Source organism: Mesorhizobium sp. 131-2-1 (genome assembly GCF_016756535.1).
GTDB lineage: Bacteria > Pseudomonadota > Alphaproteobacteria > Rhizobiales > Rhizobiaceae > Mesorhizobium.
The window spans coordinates 6,721,419-6,738,415 of the sequence record NZ_AP023247.1; the positions used below are offsets into that span (position 1 = coordinate 6,721,419).

The following is a 16,997-nucleotide window of genomic DNA, read 5'->3' on the forward strand; positions in this document are numbered from 1 at the left end:
TTCACGCTTTTCCTGGAATTGCTTCGGCAGATCGAACCGGCCGGCGCGCCTCCAGGCGCTGCCTTCAAGACCCTCAATAGCGCTTCTCGACCCGCAGGACGAGCCCTTGGGCCGGGAAGCCTATTGGGTCAGCCCCGCGCTGAGTTCTTGCCGGTCAGGATGCGCTCCCAGGCCAGCGCATCGGAAACGATCAGGTCGAGATCGTCGCGCTGCGGCGTCCAGCCAAGCTCAGCGCGGGCAAGCTCGGAATTGGCGACAATGGCTGCGGCGTCGCCAGGGCGGCGATCGCCCATCCTGACCTCGAAATCACGGCCGAAGGCGCGCCGGACGCTGTCGATGACTTCCAGCACCGAATAGCCGTGGCTGTAGCCGCAATTGGCCACAAGGCTCTCTCCGCCAGCGCGCAGCCGTTGCAGCGCCAGGCGATGCGCGGCCGCCAGGTCGCTGACATGGATGTAGTCGCGGATGCAGGTGCCGTCAGGCGTCGGATAGTCGGTGCCGAACACCTGCATGAAGGGGCGCTTGCCGAGCGCGGTCTCGCAGGCGACCTTGATCAGATGCGTGGCGCCGGGCGTCGACTGGCCGGTGCGGCCCTTGGGATCGGCGCCGGCGACGTTGAAATAGCGCAGCGCCGTATAGCGGATATCGTGCGCCTTCGCCGCGTCGCGCAGCATCCATTCGCTCATCAGCTTGGACAGCCCGTAGGGCGAAACCGGCGAAAGCCCGGCATCCTCGCGCACCGGCTCCAGCCCGGCGCCGCCATAGACCGCGGCGGTGGAGGAGAAGATGAAATGCGGCACGCCTTCGCGCACGGCCGTTTCGATCAGGGTCCGCGTCTTGGAGGTGTTGTTCTCGTAATAGCCGAGCGGGTCTGAGACCGATTCGGGGACCACGATCGAGCCGGCGAAATGGATGATCGCGTCGACCTTGTTGTCCCTGATGATCTGGCCGACCAACTCGCGGTCGGCGACGTCGCCGACGACGAGCTTGGCCTCCGGCGCCACCGCCCATTCGAAGCCGGTCGAAAGCCGGTCGAGAACGACGACGCTCTCGCCCGCGTCCAGAAGCTCCCAGACCATATGGCTGCCGATATAACCGGCACCGCCCGTCACCAAAACCGTCATCCGCGTCCTCGCTGGTCAAGATTTATCGGAAACTGTCTCAACAGCCGCCTTACTGGAAAGCGCGCCGCAAGACCACTAGAACCCCGAATGTTAAATCCGTAACAGTCCCTTCGCCCTGTGGCATCGTACTGAAACAAAGTTGATCCACATCAAGGGAATAGGCCACGATCCGTGGTCGTTAGGAACAGGCTTGGGGCGTGGCATTTTGACCAAAGGGCCCCGGTGGACGCCTGATGGGGCAATGACTATGATCCGGCACAAAATCGGGAAAGCGACATGAACTACCAGCGGTTCTTCGAGGAAGCGATCGACCAGCTCCATGCCGAGCGGCGCTACCGCGTTTTCGCCGACCTCGAACGCATTGTCGGCAAATTCCCGCGCGCCATCTGGCGTTCCAACGGCCGCGCCCAGGAAATCACCGTCTGGTGCTCCAACGACTATCTCGGCATGGGCCAGCATCCCGATGTCATCGACGCCTTCCAGAAGGCGGCCGGCAAGATGGGGTCGGGCGCCGGCGGCACCCGCAACATCTCCGGCACCAGCAACCCGCTGGTGGAGCTGGAACTGGAGCTGGCGGACCTGCACGACAAGGAAGCCGCGCTCGTCTTCACCTCCGGCTTCGTCTCCAACGAGGCCTCGATCTCGACCATTGCGCGGCTGCTGCCGAACTGCCTGATCATTTCGGACGAGCTCAACCACGCCTCGATGATCGAGGGCGTGCGCCGTTCGGGCGCCGAAAAGAAGATCTTCCGCCACAATGACGTCGCCCACCTGGAGAGCCTCCTGCAGGCCGCGGGGCGCGAGCGCGCCAAGCTGATCGTCTTCGAGAGCGTCTATTCGATGGATGGCGACATCGCGCCGATCAAGCAGATCGTCGAGCTCGCCGAGCGCTACAACGCCATGACCTATATCGACGAGGTCCATGCGGTGGGCATGTACGGTCCGCGCGGCGGCGGCATCACCGAGCGCGAGGGGCTGACCGACCGCATCGACATCATCGAAGGGACGCTCGCCAAGGCCTTCGGCACGCTCGGCGGCTATATCACCGGCACCAGCGCGGTGATCGATGCCGTGCGCTCCTATGCGCCGGGCTTCATCTTTACCACGGCGCTGCCGCCGGCCGTTGCCGCCGCAGCCACCACCTCGATCCGGCACCTGAAGCGCTCGCAGGCCGAGCGCGACGCGCAGCAGCGCCAGGCGTCGCGGACCAAGGAGGTGCTTGCCGCCGCCGGCCTGCCGGTGATGGAATCGTCCACCCACATCGTGCCGGTGCTGGTCGGCGATCCCGAACTCTGCAAGATGGCCAGCGACCGCCTGCTCGGCGTCCACGGCCTCTACATCCAGCCGATCAACTATCCGACGGTGCCGCGCGGCACCGAGCGGCTGCGCATCACGCCGACGCCGTTCCATTCGGACGCGCTGATCGCCGAACTTCAGGATGCCCTGGTCGAGACCTGGGACGCGCTCGGCATCCCCTATGCCTCGACCGGCAGGCCGGCCGTCGCCAAGAGCGACCGGATCATTCCATTGCTGGTGCCGAAGTCAGGCGGCTGAAGCCGTTTGAAACTCTAGTCCGGCGGCCATCCGCTGCAACTTTCTGCGCTTCCGGTGCTCACGGACCTGAATGTCCGCTGCGCTCCGGTTCTCGAAAGCCGCACCGGCTGACTCACCGGACCGAGTTTCAATCCGGCTTCAGGCTGCTCAGACCGTCTTCATCCATTTCGCCAGGCGGTGCGCCGCTTCCTCGAGCTGATCGAGGCGGCGGTGGAAGCATAGCCTGAGGAAGGCTTCGCCGCCGGGACCGAAGGCGGTGCCCGGCGCCAGGCCGACATTGGCCCGGTCGACGATGTCGAAGGCGGCGGTCCGGGAATCGGTGATGCCGTCGACGGTGAAGAACAGATAGAAGGCGCCCTGCGGAACGGTGAAGCGGGCCTTGCCGGTCGCACCCAGAATGCCGCAGACCAGGTCGCGCGCCGCATGCGCCCTCTCAACCTGCTCGACGATGAAATCATCGCCCCCGTCGAGGGCGGCGACGGCGCCGCGCTGCATGAACTGGGCGACACCCGAGGTCGAATACTGGATCAGGTTCTCGAACACCTGCTGCAAGGCGGGATGGGTCTTGATCCAGCCGACGCGCCAGCCGGTCATCGCCCAGTTCTTGGAGAAGCTGTTGACGAACAGGATACGGTCTTCCGCCGCCGCGACGTCGAGGAAGGACGGCGCGCGGCCTCGGCCATAGTGGAAATGCGAGTAGATCTCATCGGCGATGATCCACAGGCCTCTTTCGCGGGCAAGGTCGAGGATCGCCTGCAACGTCTCATGATCGGCAGTCCAGCCGGTCGGGTTGGACGGCGTGTTGACGAACAGCGCCTTGGTTCGCGGCGTAATCGCGGCCGCGATCTTGTCGACGTCGCAGGACCAGCCATTGCCGGACTGGTCGAGGACAACAGGAACCGGCACGGCGCCGGCGACCCCGGCCGCGGCGGCGAAGTTCGGCCAGGCCGGCGACAGATAGATCACCTCGTCGCCCGCGCCGGCGAGCGCGTCGATCGCCAGTTGGATGGCATGCATGCCGGACGCGGTGACAATGAATTCCTCATCGCCAAAGCTCTTTGCGAAATGCCGGCCATAGTAGCGGGCAAGCGCCTGCCGCAGCTCCGGAATGCCCTTCTGCCAGGTGTAGAAGGTCTCGCCGGCGGCAAGCCCACGGGCGGCGGCATCGCTGATGAAGGCCGGCGTCGGCAAATCGCCCTCGCCGGCCCAGAGCGGGATAAGGCCTTCGCGCAGCCGGCCGTGGTTGACGACGGCGACGATGCCGCTCTCGGGGGCGGCGCGGGCCTCGGCGCGCAGGGTCTGGATCAGGGTCATGCAAAAGTCCGTTTGGTTTGCCGACAGCTAGCGTGTTTTACCGCGCCCGCAAACAGAAAACCCCGGCCGAAAATGGCCGGGGTTTTGGTCCAGAAGTCCGCTCCGGCGCTATTTTTTGGCCAGGAGATCGCGAATTTCGGTGAGCAACGCGACATCTGCCGGTGGCGGCGCGGCGGGCGCTGCCGGCTTCTCGGCCTCCAGCCGCTTGCGCAAATTGTTCACTGCCTTGACCATCAGGAAGATGATGAAGGCAAGGATGAGGAAGTTCAGCACCGCCGTGATGAAGCTGCCATAGGCGAAGACGGCGCCTTCTTTCTTGGCGTCGGCCAGCGCGCTCGAGTGGACGTTCGAGGATAGTCCGAAGAAGTAGTTGTTGAAGTCCAGCCCGCCGAAGATCGCCCCGACGATTGGCATGATGACGTCGTCGACCAGCGAAGTGACGATCTTGCCGAAGGCGGCGCCGATGATGACGCCGACGGCCAGGTCCATGACATTGCCCTTGGAAATGAATTCCTGGAATTCTTTCAGCATTCGACCCTCCTTGCCATGGCCGTGCTGCCGTCCCCAGCTTCCGCCCGGCGCCAGCCCGCGCCCACCATAACAAAAACCCCCGGTTGCAAAACGGGAAAATGGGCCAAGGCGCCGCTTTCTGCCCGTCACGCGCGGCCTTTGCCCCTGCGCCCATGCGCCGAAAGCCGTGATGGACTCGCCCCCAAAGCTGTGGTTGCGTCTGGCATCGGCCGACGGGAGACCGGCCAGGGAGGAGGTTCGAACCGTGCAGGGCTGGTTCATCGTCATCATCGCGATCGCCTATGTGACGCTGCTCTTTGCCATCGCCAGTCTTGGCGACCGGCGCGCGGCAGCGGCCGGACTCGGCCGTGCCCGCCCCTTCATCTATGCGCTCAGCCTCGCCATCTACTGCACGTCCTGGACGTTCTTCGGCTCGGTCGGCCTGTCCTCTGAGCGCGGCCTGGAATTCCTCGGCATCTATACCGGCCCGGTGCTGGTGTTCGTGTTCGGCTTTCCCCTGCTCAACCGCCTTGTCAGGCTGGCCAAGACCGAGAAGATCACCTCCGTCGCCGATTTTCTCGGCGCGCGCTACGGCAAGAGCTTCACCGTCGCGGCGATCGCCACGCTGATCGCGACCATCGGCGCGGTGCCGTATATGGCGCTGCAATTGAAGGCTATCTCCGGCTCGGTCAGCCTGATGGTCGAGCACTATACCGGCTCGCCGCCCTCGTTCGACCCGTTCGTCAGCGACATCTCGCTGGTGGTGGCGATGCTACTTGCGCTGTTCGCGGTGCTGTTCGGTACCCGCCATGCCGACGCCACCGAGCATCAGGACGGGCTGGTGCTGGCGGTGGCGGTGGAAACCGTCGTCAAGCTCGCTGCCTTCCTCGCCATCGGCCTGATGGTGACGTTCCTGATCTTCGGCGGCCCCGGCGACATGTTCGACAAGCTGGCCGACAATGCGCAGGCGCGGCAAGCCATGGGTTACGGCACCTCCCTGGCCACCTGGCTCGTGCTGACCTGTCTCAGCGGCTTTGCCATCCTCATGCTGCCACGCCAGTTCTACGTCACCATCGTCGAGAACCGCAGCGAGGCCGAACTGCGCACCGCGACCTGGGTGTTCCCGCTCTATCTGGTGGCGATCAACCTGTTCGTGCTGCCGATCGCCTTTACCGGCCTGGCGCTGGTCGGCGACAAGACCAGCAGCGACCTCTATGTGCTGTCGCTGCCGCTGTTCACAGGCCATGATTTGCTCGCCATGGCGGCGTTCATCGGCGGCCTTTCGGCGGCGACCGCCATGGTCATCGTCGAGAGCGTGGCGCTGTCGATCATGATCTCCAACGACCTCGTAATCCCGCTGTTCGTGCGCCGCCTGCTCAAGACCTCGACCTTGGAAAACGAGGACTGGTCGACGCTCATCCTCAATGTGCGGCGCGGGGCGATCTTCGCCATGCTGTTCATCGCCTTCCTCTATTATCGCGAAAGCACCAACAGCGCGCGGCTGTCCTCCATCGGCCTGATGTCGTTCGCGGCCATTGCCCAGTTCGCGCCGGCGCTGATCGGCGGGCTGATCTGGCGCGGCGCCAATGGCAGAGGCGCGGCGCTCGGCATGGTCGCAGGCATTCTGGTGTGGGCCTACACGCTGCTCCTGCCTTCGCTGGTGGGTGCCGACGCCGTCATCATCGTCAACGGCCTGTTCGGTTTCGAAGCGCTGCGGCCGCAGGCACTGTTCGGCACGGTCGCCGAGCCGCTGAACCATGGCGTGCTGTGGAGCCTGTCTATCAACACGCTGTTCTTCGTGCTCGGCTCGCTGTCCCGCGCCTCCGTGCCGCTGGAGCGCATCCAGGCGGCGATCTTCGTGCCGCGCGAAGCCGGCCCGATGCCGAGCCTGAGGCGCTTCCGCACCGCCGTCACCGTCAACGACCTCAAGGACACGATTTCCCGTTATCTCGGCGTCGAGCGCACCGAGAGATCGTTCCAGTCGTTCGAGAAGGACACCAACGTGTCCCTGCATGGCAATGAGCAGGCCAGCATGGACGTCATCCGCTTCTCGGAGCAATTGCTGGCGAGCGCCGTCGGCTCGTCCTCGGCGCGGCTGATCTTGTCGCTGCTGTTCCGCCGCAACGACCGCGATTCCAAGGATGCCTTCCGCCTGCTCGACGATGCCACCGAGGCGCTGCAGCACAATCGCGACCTGTTGCAGATCGCGCTCGACCAGATGGAGCAAGGCATCACCGTCTTCGACCGGGATTTCCGCCTGATCTGCTGGAACCGCCAGTACCGGGCGCTGTTCGACCTTCCCGACGAGATGGGTCAGGTCGGCGTCTCGCTCGACCGGATCCTGCGTCATCTCGTCGAACGCGGCGACTTCCCGGGCGATCAGCGGGTGGCGATGCTCAACCGCCTGACCAGCTTCGACGGTCCCTGGCAGATGGAGCTGAAGACCAGCGGCCGCATCCTGGAGCTGCGCTCCAATCCGATGCCGGACGGCGGCATCGTCGCCACCTATGCCGACATTTCCGGCCGTGTCGAACAGGATCTCGCGCTGAAGCGGGCCAACGAATCGCTTGAGCAACGCGTCAAGAACCGCACCGCCGAGCTGACGCGGGTCAACGAGGAGCTGGCGCAGGCGCAGATGCTGGCCGAGGAGGCCAATCTCGGCAAGACGCGCTTTCTCGCCGCTGCCGGCCACGACATCCTGCAACCGCTCAACGCTGCCCGCCTCTACTGTTCTTCACTGATCGAGAAAGCCGGCAAAGGGGCCGCCGGGAAGGCCGCGGTCAACATCGAATCCTCGCTGGAATCGGTCGAGACCATCCTCGGCGCCGTGCTCGACATTTCCCGCCTCGATGCGGGTGCGATGAAGCCTGACGACACCGCCTTCAGCCTCGACGGGCTGCTCGGCCAGATCGGCAACGACTTCCGGCCGCTAGCCGCCGAGAAGAGGCTCGGCCTGACCATCATGCCGTCGTCGCTCACCGTGATGACGGACCGCAATCTGCTGCGCCGGCTGATCCAGAACCTGGTGTCGAACGCGATCAAATACACCCGCCAGGGCCGCATCCTGGTCGGCGTCAGGCGACGCGGCTCGCTGGCCGAGATCCAGGTCATCGACACCGGCATCGGCATCGCCGGCGACAAGCTGAACACGGTGTTCCACGAGTTCACCCGGCTGGACGAGGGCGCGCGCGAGGCCGAGGGGCTCGGCCTCGGCCTTTCCATCGTCGACCGCATCGCCAGGGTGCTGAGGCTGGAGATCCGGATCTTCTCAATCCCGGGCAAGGGCACGCGCTTTTCCGTCATCCTGCCGGTGGCGGCGGTGGCGGTTCCCCGGCGCGAGCTCGAGAAGGCGCCGGCGCGCGCGCCCTCCTCGCTGGCCGGTCTCGGCGTGCTGTGCATCGACAACGACGCCCGCATCCTCGACGGCATGCGGCTGCTGCTCGAAGGCTGGGGCTGCAAGGTCGACACCGCTTCGGGCTCGGCCGCCGCCCAGGCTGCCGGTGCGTCAACGCCGGACGTCGTCCTTGCCGACTACCACCTCGATGGCGAGACCGGGCTGGACGTGATCCGCAAACTGCGCGCGCTGTGGCACGCCGATATCCCCGCCGTGCTGGTCACGGCGGATCGCTCGAACGAGGTCCGCGCCGCCGCCAACCAGATGGACATTTCCGTCATCAACAAACCGGTGAAGCCGGCGACGCTGCGCTCGATGATGGAGCGCATGCGCCGGCTGGCGCCGGCAGCGGAGTGATCCGCATCCGGCACTCGATACGGTCGAGACGTTTCACTTTCCCGCGGCCGGCTCGGCGCCGATCCTGGAGAGCTGGATCACCGCCTGGGTGCGGCTGTCGACCCCGAGCTTCTGCAGGATGGCCGAGACATGCGCCTTGACCGTCGCTTCGGAGACGCCGAGCTCATAGGCGATCTGCTTGTTGAGCAGGCCCTCCGCCAGCATGCCGAGCACGCGCGTCTGCTGCGGCGTCAGCGCCTGCAGGCGCTTGATGAGGTCGGAGATCTCGGGGTCGCGCTCGACGCCGAGATCGATGCCGACGGGCGCGGCGATATCGCCGGCCAGCACCGTCTGCACGGCGCGGCGGATTTCCTCCATGCTGGCCGATTTGGAGATGAAGCCGGAGGCGCCGAGGTCGAGAGCGCGCCGGATCGTCACCGGGTCGTCATGCGCCGAGACCACCACCAGCGGCACGGCCGGGTGAACGGCGCGCAGCGAGATCAGGCCGGAGAGGCCGCTGGCGCCCGGCATCGACAGGTCGAGCAGCACCAGATCGATATCCTCATTGGCCATGACCAGCGCCTTGGCGCGTTCGAAATCACCGGCCTCGTGGATGGCGGCGACATCGCCTATGCCGGCAAGCGCCTCCTTCAGCGCGCCGCGAAAAAGCGGATGATCGTCGGCGATGACGAACGTGTAACCCGACGGCAAATAGTCCTCCCCGAATCCCATGCTTATCTGTTCTTACGGGATCGGGCCGATTATGCGGCGATATCGGCCGTTTTCAAGCGGCAAAGACCAGACGCTCAGGTCTTTTGCTGGTTGAGCCTGGAGCCGTCGTCGCCGCTCTCCTTATCCATGTCCTTGACGATATCCTTGAACGTCCGGAAGAACTGCTCCATGTAGCCCATCGTCTTGTTGAAATCCTCTTCGCTCGGCAGCTGCGATTCGAGCCGGGCGGAAAGCGAGTTCTCAAGCTTGGCTACACGCTCGTCCAACGCCTTGATCGAGCTCTGCAACTTGTCGATCTCGTCCTGGTAGGCGGCGCGCTCGTCGGCCGCCGTCTTGCAGACGAGCTGGCCGGAGCGCTCCTCGCAGATCGACATGGCGCCGGTCTGGGTGTCCATGCGGACATAGCCGTTGGCCGACTTTTCCAGCCGGTAGCGATCGGTTTCCTCGGAAAAGGCCGACACGGCGACCAGCGAGAAAAGTGCCGCTGGGATCAGTATGTAATGCGGACGCATATTGTCCTCCATGAGCCAGTCGATACAACCATATCACGGCTTTGCGCCGGAAGTGGGGAAGAGTCATTCCTGGCCTTGGGCAGGCTCAGACGGAAAACCGTGCAACATCTTTCCGGAACCTGCCTGCACCCTTTCCCGCACGGTTCGTTCGGACTATAGCGCAGCAATGTCTCAGTTTATCTACAAGATCGCGCCCGAAGCCCTATGGCGCGAAGCGGAGAAAAACGGCCGCTTCACCGGCGCGCCGATCGACATCGCCGATGGCTTCATCCATTTCTCGACCGCCGACCAGGTGCGGGAGACGGCGGCGAAGCATTTTGCCGGCCAGACCGGCCTGCTGCTGATCGCCATCGATGGCGACCGCCTTGGCGATGCGTTGAAATACGAGATCTCGCGCGGCGGCGCGCTGTTCCCGCATCTCTACGCGCCGCTCGATCTCGGCGCGGTGGCTTGGGTGCGTCCCCTGCCGCTCGGCGCTGACGGCCGGCATGAATTTCCCGACCTGGAGACCGAATGAGCATGCTCGACCGGATCGGCCAGAAACTGCTGTTCACGCTCGATCCGGAAACGGCGCATGGCCTGTCTATCGCGGCGCTCCGATGCGGCCTGCCGGTCACCCCGCGCGCCCCGCGCGACGAGCGGCTGAAGGTGCGCGTCGCAGGTCTCGATTTTCCGAACCCGCTCGGCATGGCGGCGGGCTACGACAAGAACGCCGAAGTGCCGGACGCGCTGCTTGGCCTCGGCTTCGGCTTCGCCGAGGTCGGCACCGTCACGCCGCTGCCGCAGCGGGGCAATCCCAAGCCGCGCATCTTCCGGCTGATCACGGACGAAGCGGTGATCAACCGGCTGGGCTTCAACAATGAGGGCCATGAGGCCGCCGAAAGGCGCCTTGCCGCCCGCAAGTGGCGCACCGGCATCGTCGGCGTCAACATCGGCGCCAACAAAGACAGCGCCGACCGCATCGGCGACTACGAACGCGGCGTCACCCGCTTCGCGCCCTACGCCAGCTACCTCACGGTCAACATCTCGTCGCCGAACACGCCGGGCCTGCGCAGCATGCAGGCGCGCGAGCAGCTCGGCGAGCTTCTGTCGCGTGTCATGGCCGCGCGGGCGTCGGCTGCGGCAAAGCCGCCGGTCTTCCTCAAGATCGCACCGGATCTGATCGAGGCCGAGCTGGAAGATATCGCCGCCGCGGTCACCGAGAAGCAGATCGACGGCGTCATCGTCTCCAACACGACGCTCGCACGCACGGGCTTGCGCAGCACGGCTGTCGCTCGAGAAACCGGCGGCCTGTCCGGCAAGCCGCTGTTCGAGCGCTCGACCGCGGTGCTGGCCAGGATGCGCAGGCTGCTCGGCCCTGAGATGGCCATCATCGGCGTCGGCGGCGTCGACTCCACCGAGACGGCGCTGGAAAAGATCCGCGCCGGCGCCGATCTCGTGCAACTCTATACCGGCATGATCTATGCCGGGCCCTCACTAGCGGGGCGCATCGTGGCCGGCATGGCGCGATTTGCCGAGAAGGAAAGGCTGAAGTCGCTGCGCGATTTGCGCGACAGCAGCCTCGATCATTGGGCCGCCAAGGCTCATTGAAAGCCTTGGCGCGCCGACCGATGCGCCCACACCTTCATGTCCGCCATCTCCATTGCCGCAACCGTCACCTTCTGGCTCTGACCAACGAGTTTCGAGCCTCGTCGCGCTCATTGCGTAGCCTGATACGTTCAGGCGGTCGCTGTCGGGTTCATCCACACGATTTCCCAAACATAGCCATCCGGGTCTTCAATGTGGCGGTTATACATGAAGCCAAGATCCTGTGCTGGGTTGGGATCGGCGCGACCGCCCGCCGCAACCGCCCTGGTCAGCGTTGCATCAACGGCGTCGCGGTCATCGACAGTGAGGACGATCATTGCCTGGCTGTCACGCCGTGCGTCGCCGATCGGGCGTTTGGTGAATTCGCGGTAGTGGTCATGGGTCAGCAGCATCACCCCGATCGCGTCCGAAAACATGAGCGAGGTGGATTTCTCGCCCGAAAACTGCGGGTTCACAGTGCCGCCTAGCGCCACGTAGAACGCCGTCGACGCCGACAGGTCACGGACAGGCAGGTTCACGAAAATCATTTTGGACATCACTTTCTCCTTCTCCGGGCCAGCGCCCTGCGCTACTGTCTTGCTACAATGTTAGTAGGTACAGTGTATCTTGATATCAAGATACATCTTGTCGAGGGAATATTTGCCATGGATCGCGCCGAGGCTGCGGCTAAGCAATGGGCTCGCGAGCGCCCCGATCTCCCATCCTTGCCTATTGAAATGGTCGGTCGGCTGCTGGATGCCGCCGCGCGCGTGATCCGCGATCACATGAACCCGTTGCTCTCGGAAGTAGGCCTGAACGTAGGTGAATTCGATGTGCTCACGCCGCTCAGACGCTCCGGCGAACCCTATATGCTTTCACCTACGCAGCTTTACGAATCGGCAATGATCTCGTCGGCCGGCATGACAAACCGCCTGGACCGGCTGGAGCGCGCTGGGCTGGTTGAACGACGCCCCGATCCCAACGACCGGCGCGGCAAGAAAATTGCGCTAACGGCTGACGGCAAGCGCGCGATAGACGATTTGATTGGTCCAATGGTGGCGCTAGAAGAGCAATTAATCTCCGTGCTGACGCCGGCGGAGCAGGAGACTCTTAACGCTCTACTTAAGAAATTGCTCACCGGCCTCTAGGTCGTTGTCCACGCCAGCGTCACCTCTCCCTGAATCAATGAGTCCTGACCTAAGCAGAGGTACTACCTAAAACGCAGTCCGCACCCGCCGCCGCATGATCGCAAACAGGCTGAAGCCGCGCACCAGCAGGAAGACATGCAGCGCCGCCCACAGGCCGTGATTGCCGAAGGTCGGCGCCAGGGCGAACAGCGCGGCGCTGAAGGCGAGGAACGACAACAGCATCATGTTGCGCATGTCGCGCGACCAGGTGGCGCCGATGAAGACGCCATCCATCTGGAACGCCAGCACACCGCTGAGGGCCGTGAATGCTGCCCAGGGCAGATAGATGTCGGCAACCGAGCGGACCTCGGGCGATGTCGTGATGACGCCGACCAGATCGACGCCGGCCAGCAGCAGCACAAGGGTGGCAACGCCCGCCAGGCTGAAACCCCAGAAGAGAGTTAGCCGCACCGCTTGCCGGAACGGCGTTTCGGCGCCCGCACCGATGGCGCGACCGGCGAGCTGCTCGGCAGCGGTGGCGAAGCCGTCGAGGAAATAGCCGGCGATGAGGAAGAAGTTCATCAGCACGGCGTTGGCGGCCAGCGTCACCGTGCCGAACTGGGCGCCCTGGCGGGTGAACAGCGCGAAGGCGGCGAGCAGCGAGAAGGAGCGGATCATGATGTCGCGGTTGAGCGACAGCATGTGCCGGAATGCCGACAGGTCGAGGATGCGCTGACGCGACGGCCGAGGCGAGGCGCGGAAACGCCTGACGACAATGGCGAGGCCAAGCAGCATGGCCAGCAACTCGCCGGTAACGGTCGCCCAGGCAACGCCGGCGACGCCCCAGCCGAGCTTCAGGCCGAGCAGGATGCAGAGCGCGATGTTGATGCCGTTGAGCACCGCCTGCAGCATCAGGCCCAGCCCGCCCTCGCCGCGCCCCAGCACATAGCCGAGGATGGCGAAGTTGATCAGCGAGAAGGGCGTGGCGAGCAGCCTGATATGGACATAGATGGCCATCGCTTCGCTGACGCGCGGTTCGGCGCCCATGAACTTTTGCCCGCCAATGGCGATCAAGGGTGCAAGAGCGGCCAGCACGATACCGGAGACGACGGCGATCAGCACGGCGCGCCAGAACACCGCCTGCTCTTCCAGTTCGTCGCCGCGCCCCAACGCCTGGGCGACGAGGCCGGTCGTACCGGAGCGCAGGAAATTGAAGGTGGTGAAGACGACGTCGAAGGCGAGCGCGCCCGCCGCCAGGCCGCCGAGAAGGGCGGCGTCGCCGAACTGGCCGACCACCGCCGTATCGACGATGCCGAGCAGCGGCGTCGTCAGATAGGCGAGCGTCATCGGCACGGCGATGGCGAGCACCGAGCGGTTGGTGACGGCGAAGGACCGGCCGGCGGCCGATGTCGACAGCTGATCCAGAGCCTGATCCTCATGGCGGCTTGATCGGACGACCGATGTGCCCCACTTTCCTGACGCCGCGCAATCATTCATTCGGCGCCGGCCAACCGAATCCCAAGCCTGGCATGCCGCTGCAGATCGTCCACCACCCCGACTATGAAGCCGGCTTCGCCGTCAATCATCGTTTCCCGATGAGCAAATATCCGCTTTTGATGGAAGCGCTCGACGCGCGCGGACTGGCGAGGCGCGATACGCTGACCATGCCCGAGCCGGCGCCGGCAGCGTGGCTGAAGCTGGCGCACGCGGCCGACTATGTCGACCAGGTCCTGGCCTGCGAGGTGCCCGCAAAGATCGAGCGCGAGATCGGCTTTCCGGTAAGCCCGCGGGTCTCGCTGCGGGCGCAGCTCGCCACCGGCGGCACGGTGCTGGCGGCGCGACTGGCGCTCCGCCACGGCATTGCCTGCAACGCCGCCGGCGGTAGCCATCATGCGCGGCGCGCGCAGGGCGCAGGCTTCTGCACCTTCAACGACGTCGCGGTCGCTTCGCTGGTGCTGCTCGCCGAGGGTGCCGCGAGAAACATCCTGATCGTCGATCTCGACGTGCATCAGGGCGACGGCACGGCGGATGTTTTGAAGGATGAACCACGCGCGTTCACCTTTTCCATGCATGGCGAGCGTAACTATCCGGTGCGCAAGATCGCTTCCGATCTCGACGTCGCGCTGCCCGACGGCACCGGCGACGCGGCCTATCTCGACAGGCTGGCCGGCATCCTGCCTGACCTCTCGGCCAGGACGCGCTGGGACATCGTCTTCTACAATGCTGGCGTCGACGTCCATGCCGGGGACAGGCTGGGCCGGCTGTCGCTTACCGATGAAGGCCTGCGCGCCCGCGACGCGATGGTGATACGCCATTTTCGCGGGCTCGGAATGCCGGTCTGCGGCGTCATCGGCGGCGGCTATTCGACCGACGTGGCAACACTTGCCGCGCGCCACGCCATCCTGTTCGAGGTGGCGTCAGGCTTCGCCGGAAATCACTTCCTGTAGCTGGCGATCCTCAGCAGGATGAAGACCGGCACGACGATCGCCGCGCCCAAAAGAATGTAGCCGAGGAAACGGTCGATGGCATGGAAGCCGAGATTCCACAGATCGATGAAGAATTGGCGGATACCGTAGTAGACGTCCATCGGCGACCAGCCGAAGGCGTGCATGACGAGGCCGACGAGGAACGAAACCACCAGCAGCTTGATGAGCACCCGAAGCGGTGAGTCACCGAGAAAGCGCGTCAGTGCGGACAAGGGCCGTCTCCACGTTTCGGCTGCCCCGATTCGGGGGATCGATCCCAGAAATACGCACTTGCCCGCCCGGCATCAAGCCGGAGGGGCACGTTCGTCAAATGCGCCAACGGAAGATGCGGGCCCATGGCGGCCGATCGCGATAGACTTCCCGCGAGCGCCAGAGCCTGTTGTAGCGGTTGCCGCCGCCGATGCCGAGTTCCGACAGGGGGCCGCCGCCCCGCTTGCGCTTGACCGCCACCAGTTCCCTGGCGTGCTGAAGGCAATGGCTCGGCTTCTGCGCAGCTTCGGCGTCGCCTGGTGGCAGCGTCAACCTGACCGCCTCTCCGACGATGAGGTCTTCCGGATCGCAGGTCAGGGCGATGGCCTTGCCGAACAGCGTCGGGCCGGTCGGACACAAGGCGGTCGGCCCGTAATATTCACGCTTCACATTGGCGCAGACCAGCTCGATGGCCTTGGCCAGAGCCCTGTGGCGCAAGGGAGCGGCGACCACGCCGAGGCTGGTGTCCCATGGCGTCGAACTGAGGAAGTCCCGAAACACCGACAGCCGTCCCTCGTCGCGCGGAACGCCGCGCAGGAATTGATAGGAAAGATCGGCGTAGACGCCGCCCTGCTCGTAGAGCAGGCAATATTTTGCGAGATCTGCCTTGTAGGAATAGGGGCGCAAGGCGCGGAAGGCCGACAACACCTCGGCGTCGAAATGCGCCGCGATGAACTCGCTCAAAGCCGCTTCCTCGAACAGGACATGTTCCTCGCCCGGATGCGCGGCCTTGAACGAGCGGATGTTCTCGCTGACCCGTTCGGGAAGGTCGGTGCTGTGGTCGTCCGTTATGATAATGCTGAATAGCGGCATGAGCTCTCGACCGTCAGCGCGCGGTGAACGCGGTCAGTTTCTCCCAGTCACGCCATTGATGCGGCCAGCTTTGCAAATAGGGCAGGTGCCGGTCTGCAAAATCCTGCGCGGCGCTTTGGATCATCTCGGCCTTGTCCCGATGGCGGGTGAGATCGATCGGCCGCTCGACGGTCACGTGCAACTTGCCGGTGCTGTCATCGCGCACGACGAAAACTGGCAACAGCGGAGCGCCGGCGATCCTGGCCAGCCGGGGGGCGCCGCTGGCCACCTCCACGGCCGATTCGCCAATCCGCGCCTTGACCAGCATTTCGCCCTCCCAGGCTCCCGCGGTTATTGAAACGAACTTGTTCGCTCGAAGCAACCGACGAGCCTCGTTCATGCTGGCAGCGGGATCGGCGCGGTCGATCACGATGCGGCCGGCGGCATATCTCAGCTCCGCGCCACTCCTGATCGGATTGAGGAAACGGATGCCGAAACGCGACTTGGTGAAGCCATGCTCGGGCCTGCTGACGTGAAAGACCTCGAACCCGGCCCTGGCAAAGGCCATCTTCGCCGCCAGCGCATTGAAGCTGAAATGCGCGATCCACAGCACCGCGCCATGGCCCGCATCTTGCGCGGCTTCGAGATGCTCGATGCCTTGCAATGCGATGGCCGGGCTCCATCCACCAAGCCGCTCGCGCACGATCTGTATGTGATGCTCGTGGCGCGTCGCGCGGACGCGGCGCAGGTGGTCATCGCCGACCAGTCCGAACGAACGAAGGGTCTGCAGGACACCGCTATCCCGCGGGGCGAAAGATACGCTGCCCAGCCGCTCCATCGACAGGCAAATCGCTCGCCATCCCCACTCGGGAACGAACAGTGAGACAATCGCGAAGGCAGGAAGCTGCAGCAGAAATTTGAGATCTTCCGGCGCAAATATCTTCCTGGCCTCGGCGGCCCGTTTTCTCTTGCGTATGTTGAATTCCAAGCCGGGTCCCCACCCACACCTTGCTTGCTGTAGTCGGCAGGCAAACAACTGCCGATCCCCAAAGCAAAGGCGCTCCTAGCATGACCGATCGCCGGCATCAAAGGCTCTCTCGTCATTCGGGCACCGCTTTGGCGATTGCCCGAAGCCCGGCCATCATGGTAACGAGGGCGCGCGCGGGTATGATGTAATGGTAGCCTGTCAGCTTCCCAAGCTGAACGCGCGGGTTCGATTCCCGCTACCCGCTCCAGCAAAATCAACCTATCAGGCGGAGCCTTCCCGCACCCTGCCGCGGCCGCGCGCGGTCCAGTTCAGG

16 protein-coding genes and 1 tRNA gene are annotated in these 16,997 nt (G+C 64.7%); 7 read left to right on the forward strand and 10 right to left on the reverse strand.

Annotation, left to right across the window (positions count from 1 at the left end):
* Nucleotides 1–128 precede the first annotated feature (128 nt).
* On the reverse strand, nt 129–1,124 hold the full coding sequence (gene galE / locus JG743_RS32290; RefSeq protein ID WP_202296495.1) for a UDP-glucose 4-epimerase GalE: 996 nt from the start codon (nt 1,122–1,124) through the stop codon (nt 129–131).
* Nucleotides 1,125–1,400: 276 nt separating this feature from the next.
* Between galE and hemA the strand changes: the two genes are divergently transcribed.
* Nucleotides 1,401–2,678, forward strand: a complete 1,278-nt coding sequence (gene hemA / locus JG743_RS32295; RefSeq protein ID WP_202296497.1) for a 5-aminolevulinate synthase — start codon at nt 1,401–1,403, stop codon at nt 2,676–2,678.
* Nucleotides 2,679–2,825: 147 nt separating this feature from the next.
* Here hemA and JG743_RS32300 read toward each other — a convergent pair whose 3' ends face one another.
* Both JG743_RS32300 and mscL read right to left on the reverse strand, forming a co-directional pair.
* Entirely contained in the window at nt 2,826–3,992 is a 1,167-nt protein-coding gene (locus JG743_RS32300; RefSeq protein ID WP_202296499.1) for a pyridoxal phosphate-dependent aminotransferase, read from the reverse strand.
* Between the two features lie 108 nt (nt 3,993–4,100).
* Nucleotides 4,101–4,523: a large conductance mechanosensitive channel protein MscL gene (gene mscL / locus JG743_RS32305; RefSeq protein WP_202296501.1), complete on the reverse strand. Its 423-nt coding sequence runs from the start codon at nt 4,521–4,523 to the stop codon at nt 4,101–4,103.
* A gap of 244 nt (nt 4,524–4,767) precedes the next feature.
* On the opposite strand from mscL, the gene JG743_RS32310 reads away from it, so the two are divergent.
* On the forward strand, nt 4,768–8,253 hold the full coding sequence (locus tag JG743_RS32310) for a hybrid sensor histidine kinase/response regulator (RefSeq protein ID WP_202296511.1): 3,486 nt from the start codon (nt 4,768–4,770) through the stop codon (nt 8,251–8,253).
* A 33-nt stretch (nt 8,254–8,286) separates the two neighbouring features.
* On the opposite strand, the gene JG743_RS32315 is transcribed toward JG743_RS32310, so the two are convergent.
* Together JG743_RS32315 and JG743_RS32320 are read right to left on the reverse strand one after the other, a co-directional pair.
* The gene (locus JG743_RS32315) at nt 8,287–8,943 is read right to left on the reverse strand and encodes a response regulator transcription factor (RefSeq protein WP_202303151.1); all 657 of its coding nucleotides are present in this window, start codon (nt 8,941–8,943) and stop codon (nt 8,287–8,289) included.
* A gap of 95 nt (nt 8,944–9,038) precedes the next feature.
* A complete protein-coding gene (locus JG743_RS32320; RefSeq protein WP_202296513.1) occupies nt 9,039–9,476 on the reverse strand; it encodes a hypothetical protein in 438 nt (145 codons plus the stop codon).
* A 166-nt stretch (nt 9,477–9,642) separates the two neighbouring features.
* Here JG743_RS32320 and JG743_RS32325 point away from each other — a divergent pair, with 166 nt between their 5' ends.
* Both JG743_RS32325 and JG743_RS32330 read left to right on the forward strand, forming a co-directional pair.
* On the forward strand, nt 9,643–9,993 hold the full coding sequence (locus tag JG743_RS32325) for a DUF952 domain-containing protein (RefSeq protein ID WP_202296515.1): 351 nt from the start codon (nt 9,643–9,645) through the stop codon (nt 9,991–9,993).
* A complete protein-coding gene (locus tag JG743_RS32330) occupies nt 9,990–11,066 on the forward strand; it encodes a quinone-dependent dihydroorotate dehydrogenase (RefSeq protein WP_202296517.1) in 1,077 nt (358 codons plus the stop codon). The genes JG743_RS32325 and JG743_RS32330 overlap by 4 nt, the downstream gene beginning before the upstream one ends.
* A gap of 128 nt (nt 11,067–11,194) precedes the next feature.
* Here JG743_RS32330 and JG743_RS32335 read toward each other — a convergent pair whose 3' ends face one another.
* Nucleotides 11,195–11,599: a VOC family protein gene (locus JG743_RS32335; protein WP_202296519.1), complete on the reverse strand. Its 405-nt coding sequence runs from the start codon at nt 11,597–11,599 to the stop codon at nt 11,195–11,197.
* A gap of 108 nt (nt 11,600–11,707) precedes the next feature.
* Between JG743_RS32335 and JG743_RS32340 the strand changes: the two genes are divergently transcribed.
* A complete protein-coding gene (locus JG743_RS32340) occupies nt 11,708–12,190 on the forward strand; it encodes a MarR family winged helix-turn-helix transcriptional regulator (RefSeq protein WP_202296521.1) in 483 nt (160 codons plus the stop codon).
* A 66-nt stretch (nt 12,191–12,256) separates the two neighbouring features.
* Here the strand turns inward: JG743_RS32340 and JG743_RS32345 are convergent, their stop codons facing one another.
* Nucleotides 12,257–13,516 (reverse strand): MATE family efflux transporter, encoded by a 1,260-nt coding sequence (locus JG743_RS32345; protein WP_446720922.1) that lies wholly within the window; start codon nt 13,514–13,516, stop codon nt 12,257–12,259.
* A 182-nt stretch (nt 13,517–13,698) separates the two neighbouring features.
* Here JG743_RS32345 and JG743_RS32350 point away from each other — a divergent pair, with 182 nt between their 5' ends.
* Nucleotides 13,699–14,616, forward strand: coding sequence for a histone deacetylase family protein (locus tag JG743_RS32350; RefSeq protein ID WP_202296525.1), 918 nt, complete (start codon nt 13,699–13,701; stop codon nt 14,614–14,616).
* Here JG743_RS32350 and JG743_RS32355 read toward each other — a convergent pair.
* The 3 genes from JG743_RS32355 to JG743_RS32365 all read right to left on the reverse strand — a co-directional run bounded on the left by JG743_RS32355 (nt 14,604) and on the right by JG743_RS32365 (nt 16,732).
* A complete protein-coding gene (locus JG743_RS32355; RefSeq protein ID WP_202296527.1) occupies nt 14,604–14,867 on the reverse strand; it encodes a DUF6460 domain-containing protein in 264 nt (87 codons plus the stop codon). The genes JG743_RS32350 and JG743_RS32355 overlap by 13 nt on opposite strands.
* Nucleotides 14,868–14,961: 94 nt before the next feature.
* Entirely contained in the window at nt 14,962–15,717 is a 756-nt protein-coding gene (locus tag JG743_RS32360) for a glycosyltransferase family 32 protein (RefSeq protein WP_202296529.1), read from the reverse strand.
* Nucleotides 15,718–15,730: 13 nt separating this feature from the next.
* Nucleotides 15,731–16,732, reverse strand: coding sequence for an LpxL/LpxP family acyltransferase (locus JG743_RS32365; RefSeq protein ID WP_210388515.1), 1,002 nt, complete (start codon nt 16,730–16,732; stop codon nt 15,731–15,733).
* Nucleotides 16,733–16,857: 125 nt separating this feature from the next.
* On the opposite strand from JG743_RS32365, the gene JG743_RS32370 reads away from it, so the two are divergent.
* Nucleotides 16,858–16,931: transfer RNA gene (locus tag JG743_RS32370), tRNA-Gly, on the forward strand.
* The last annotated feature ends 66 nt before the right edge of the window (nt 16,932–16,997 follow it).

Excerpts from the sequence above, each read along its gene's own strand:
- JG743_RS32340 (WP_202296521.1), top strand. The coding sequence starts at position 11,708 with ATGGATCGCGCCGAGGCTGCGGCTAAGCAATGGGCTCGCGAGCGCCCC.
- JG743_RS32345 (WP_446720922.1), bottom strand. The coding sequence starts at position 13,516 with ATGACGCTCGCCTATCTGACGACGCCGCTGCTCGGCATCGTCGATACG.
- JG743_RS32335 (WP_202296519.1), bottom strand. The coding sequence starts at position 11,599 with ATGTCCAAAATGATTTTCGTGAACCTGCCTGTCCGTGACCTGTCGGCG.
- JG743_RS32360 (WP_202296529.1), bottom strand. The coding sequence starts at position 15,717 with ATGCCGCTATTCAGCATTATCATAACGGACGACCACAGCACCGACCTT.
- JG743_RS32320 (WP_202296513.1), bottom strand. The coding sequence starts at position 9,476 with ATGCGTCCGCATTACATACTGATCCCAGCGGCACTTTTCTCGCTGGTC.
- JG743_RS32300 (WP_202296499.1), bottom strand. The coding sequence starts at position 3,992 with ATGACCCTGATCCAGACCCTGCGCGCCGAGGCCCGCGCCGCCCCCGAG.
- JG743_RS32350 (WP_202296525.1), top strand. The coding sequence starts at position 13,699 with ATGCCGCTGCAGATCGTCCACCACCCCGACTATGAAGCCGGCTTCGCC.
- mscL (WP_202296501.1), bottom strand. The coding sequence starts at position 4,523 with ATGCTGAAAGAATTCCAGGAATTCATTTCCAAGGGCAATGTCATGGAC.
- galE (WP_202296495.1), bottom strand. The coding sequence starts at position 1,124 with ATGACGGTTTTGGTGACGGGCGGTGCCGGTTATATCGGCAGCCATATG.
- JG743_RS32325 (WP_202296515.1), top strand. The coding sequence starts at position 9,643 with ATGTCTCAGTTTATCTACAAGATCGCGCCCGAAGCCCTATGGCGCGAA.
- hemA (WP_202296497.1), top strand. The coding sequence starts at position 1,401 with ATGAACTACCAGCGGTTCTTCGAGGAAGCGATCGACCAGCTCCATGCC.
- JG743_RS32330 (WP_202296517.1), top strand. The coding sequence starts at position 9,990 with ATGAGCATGCTCGACCGGATCGGCCAGAAACTGCTGTTCACGCTCGAT.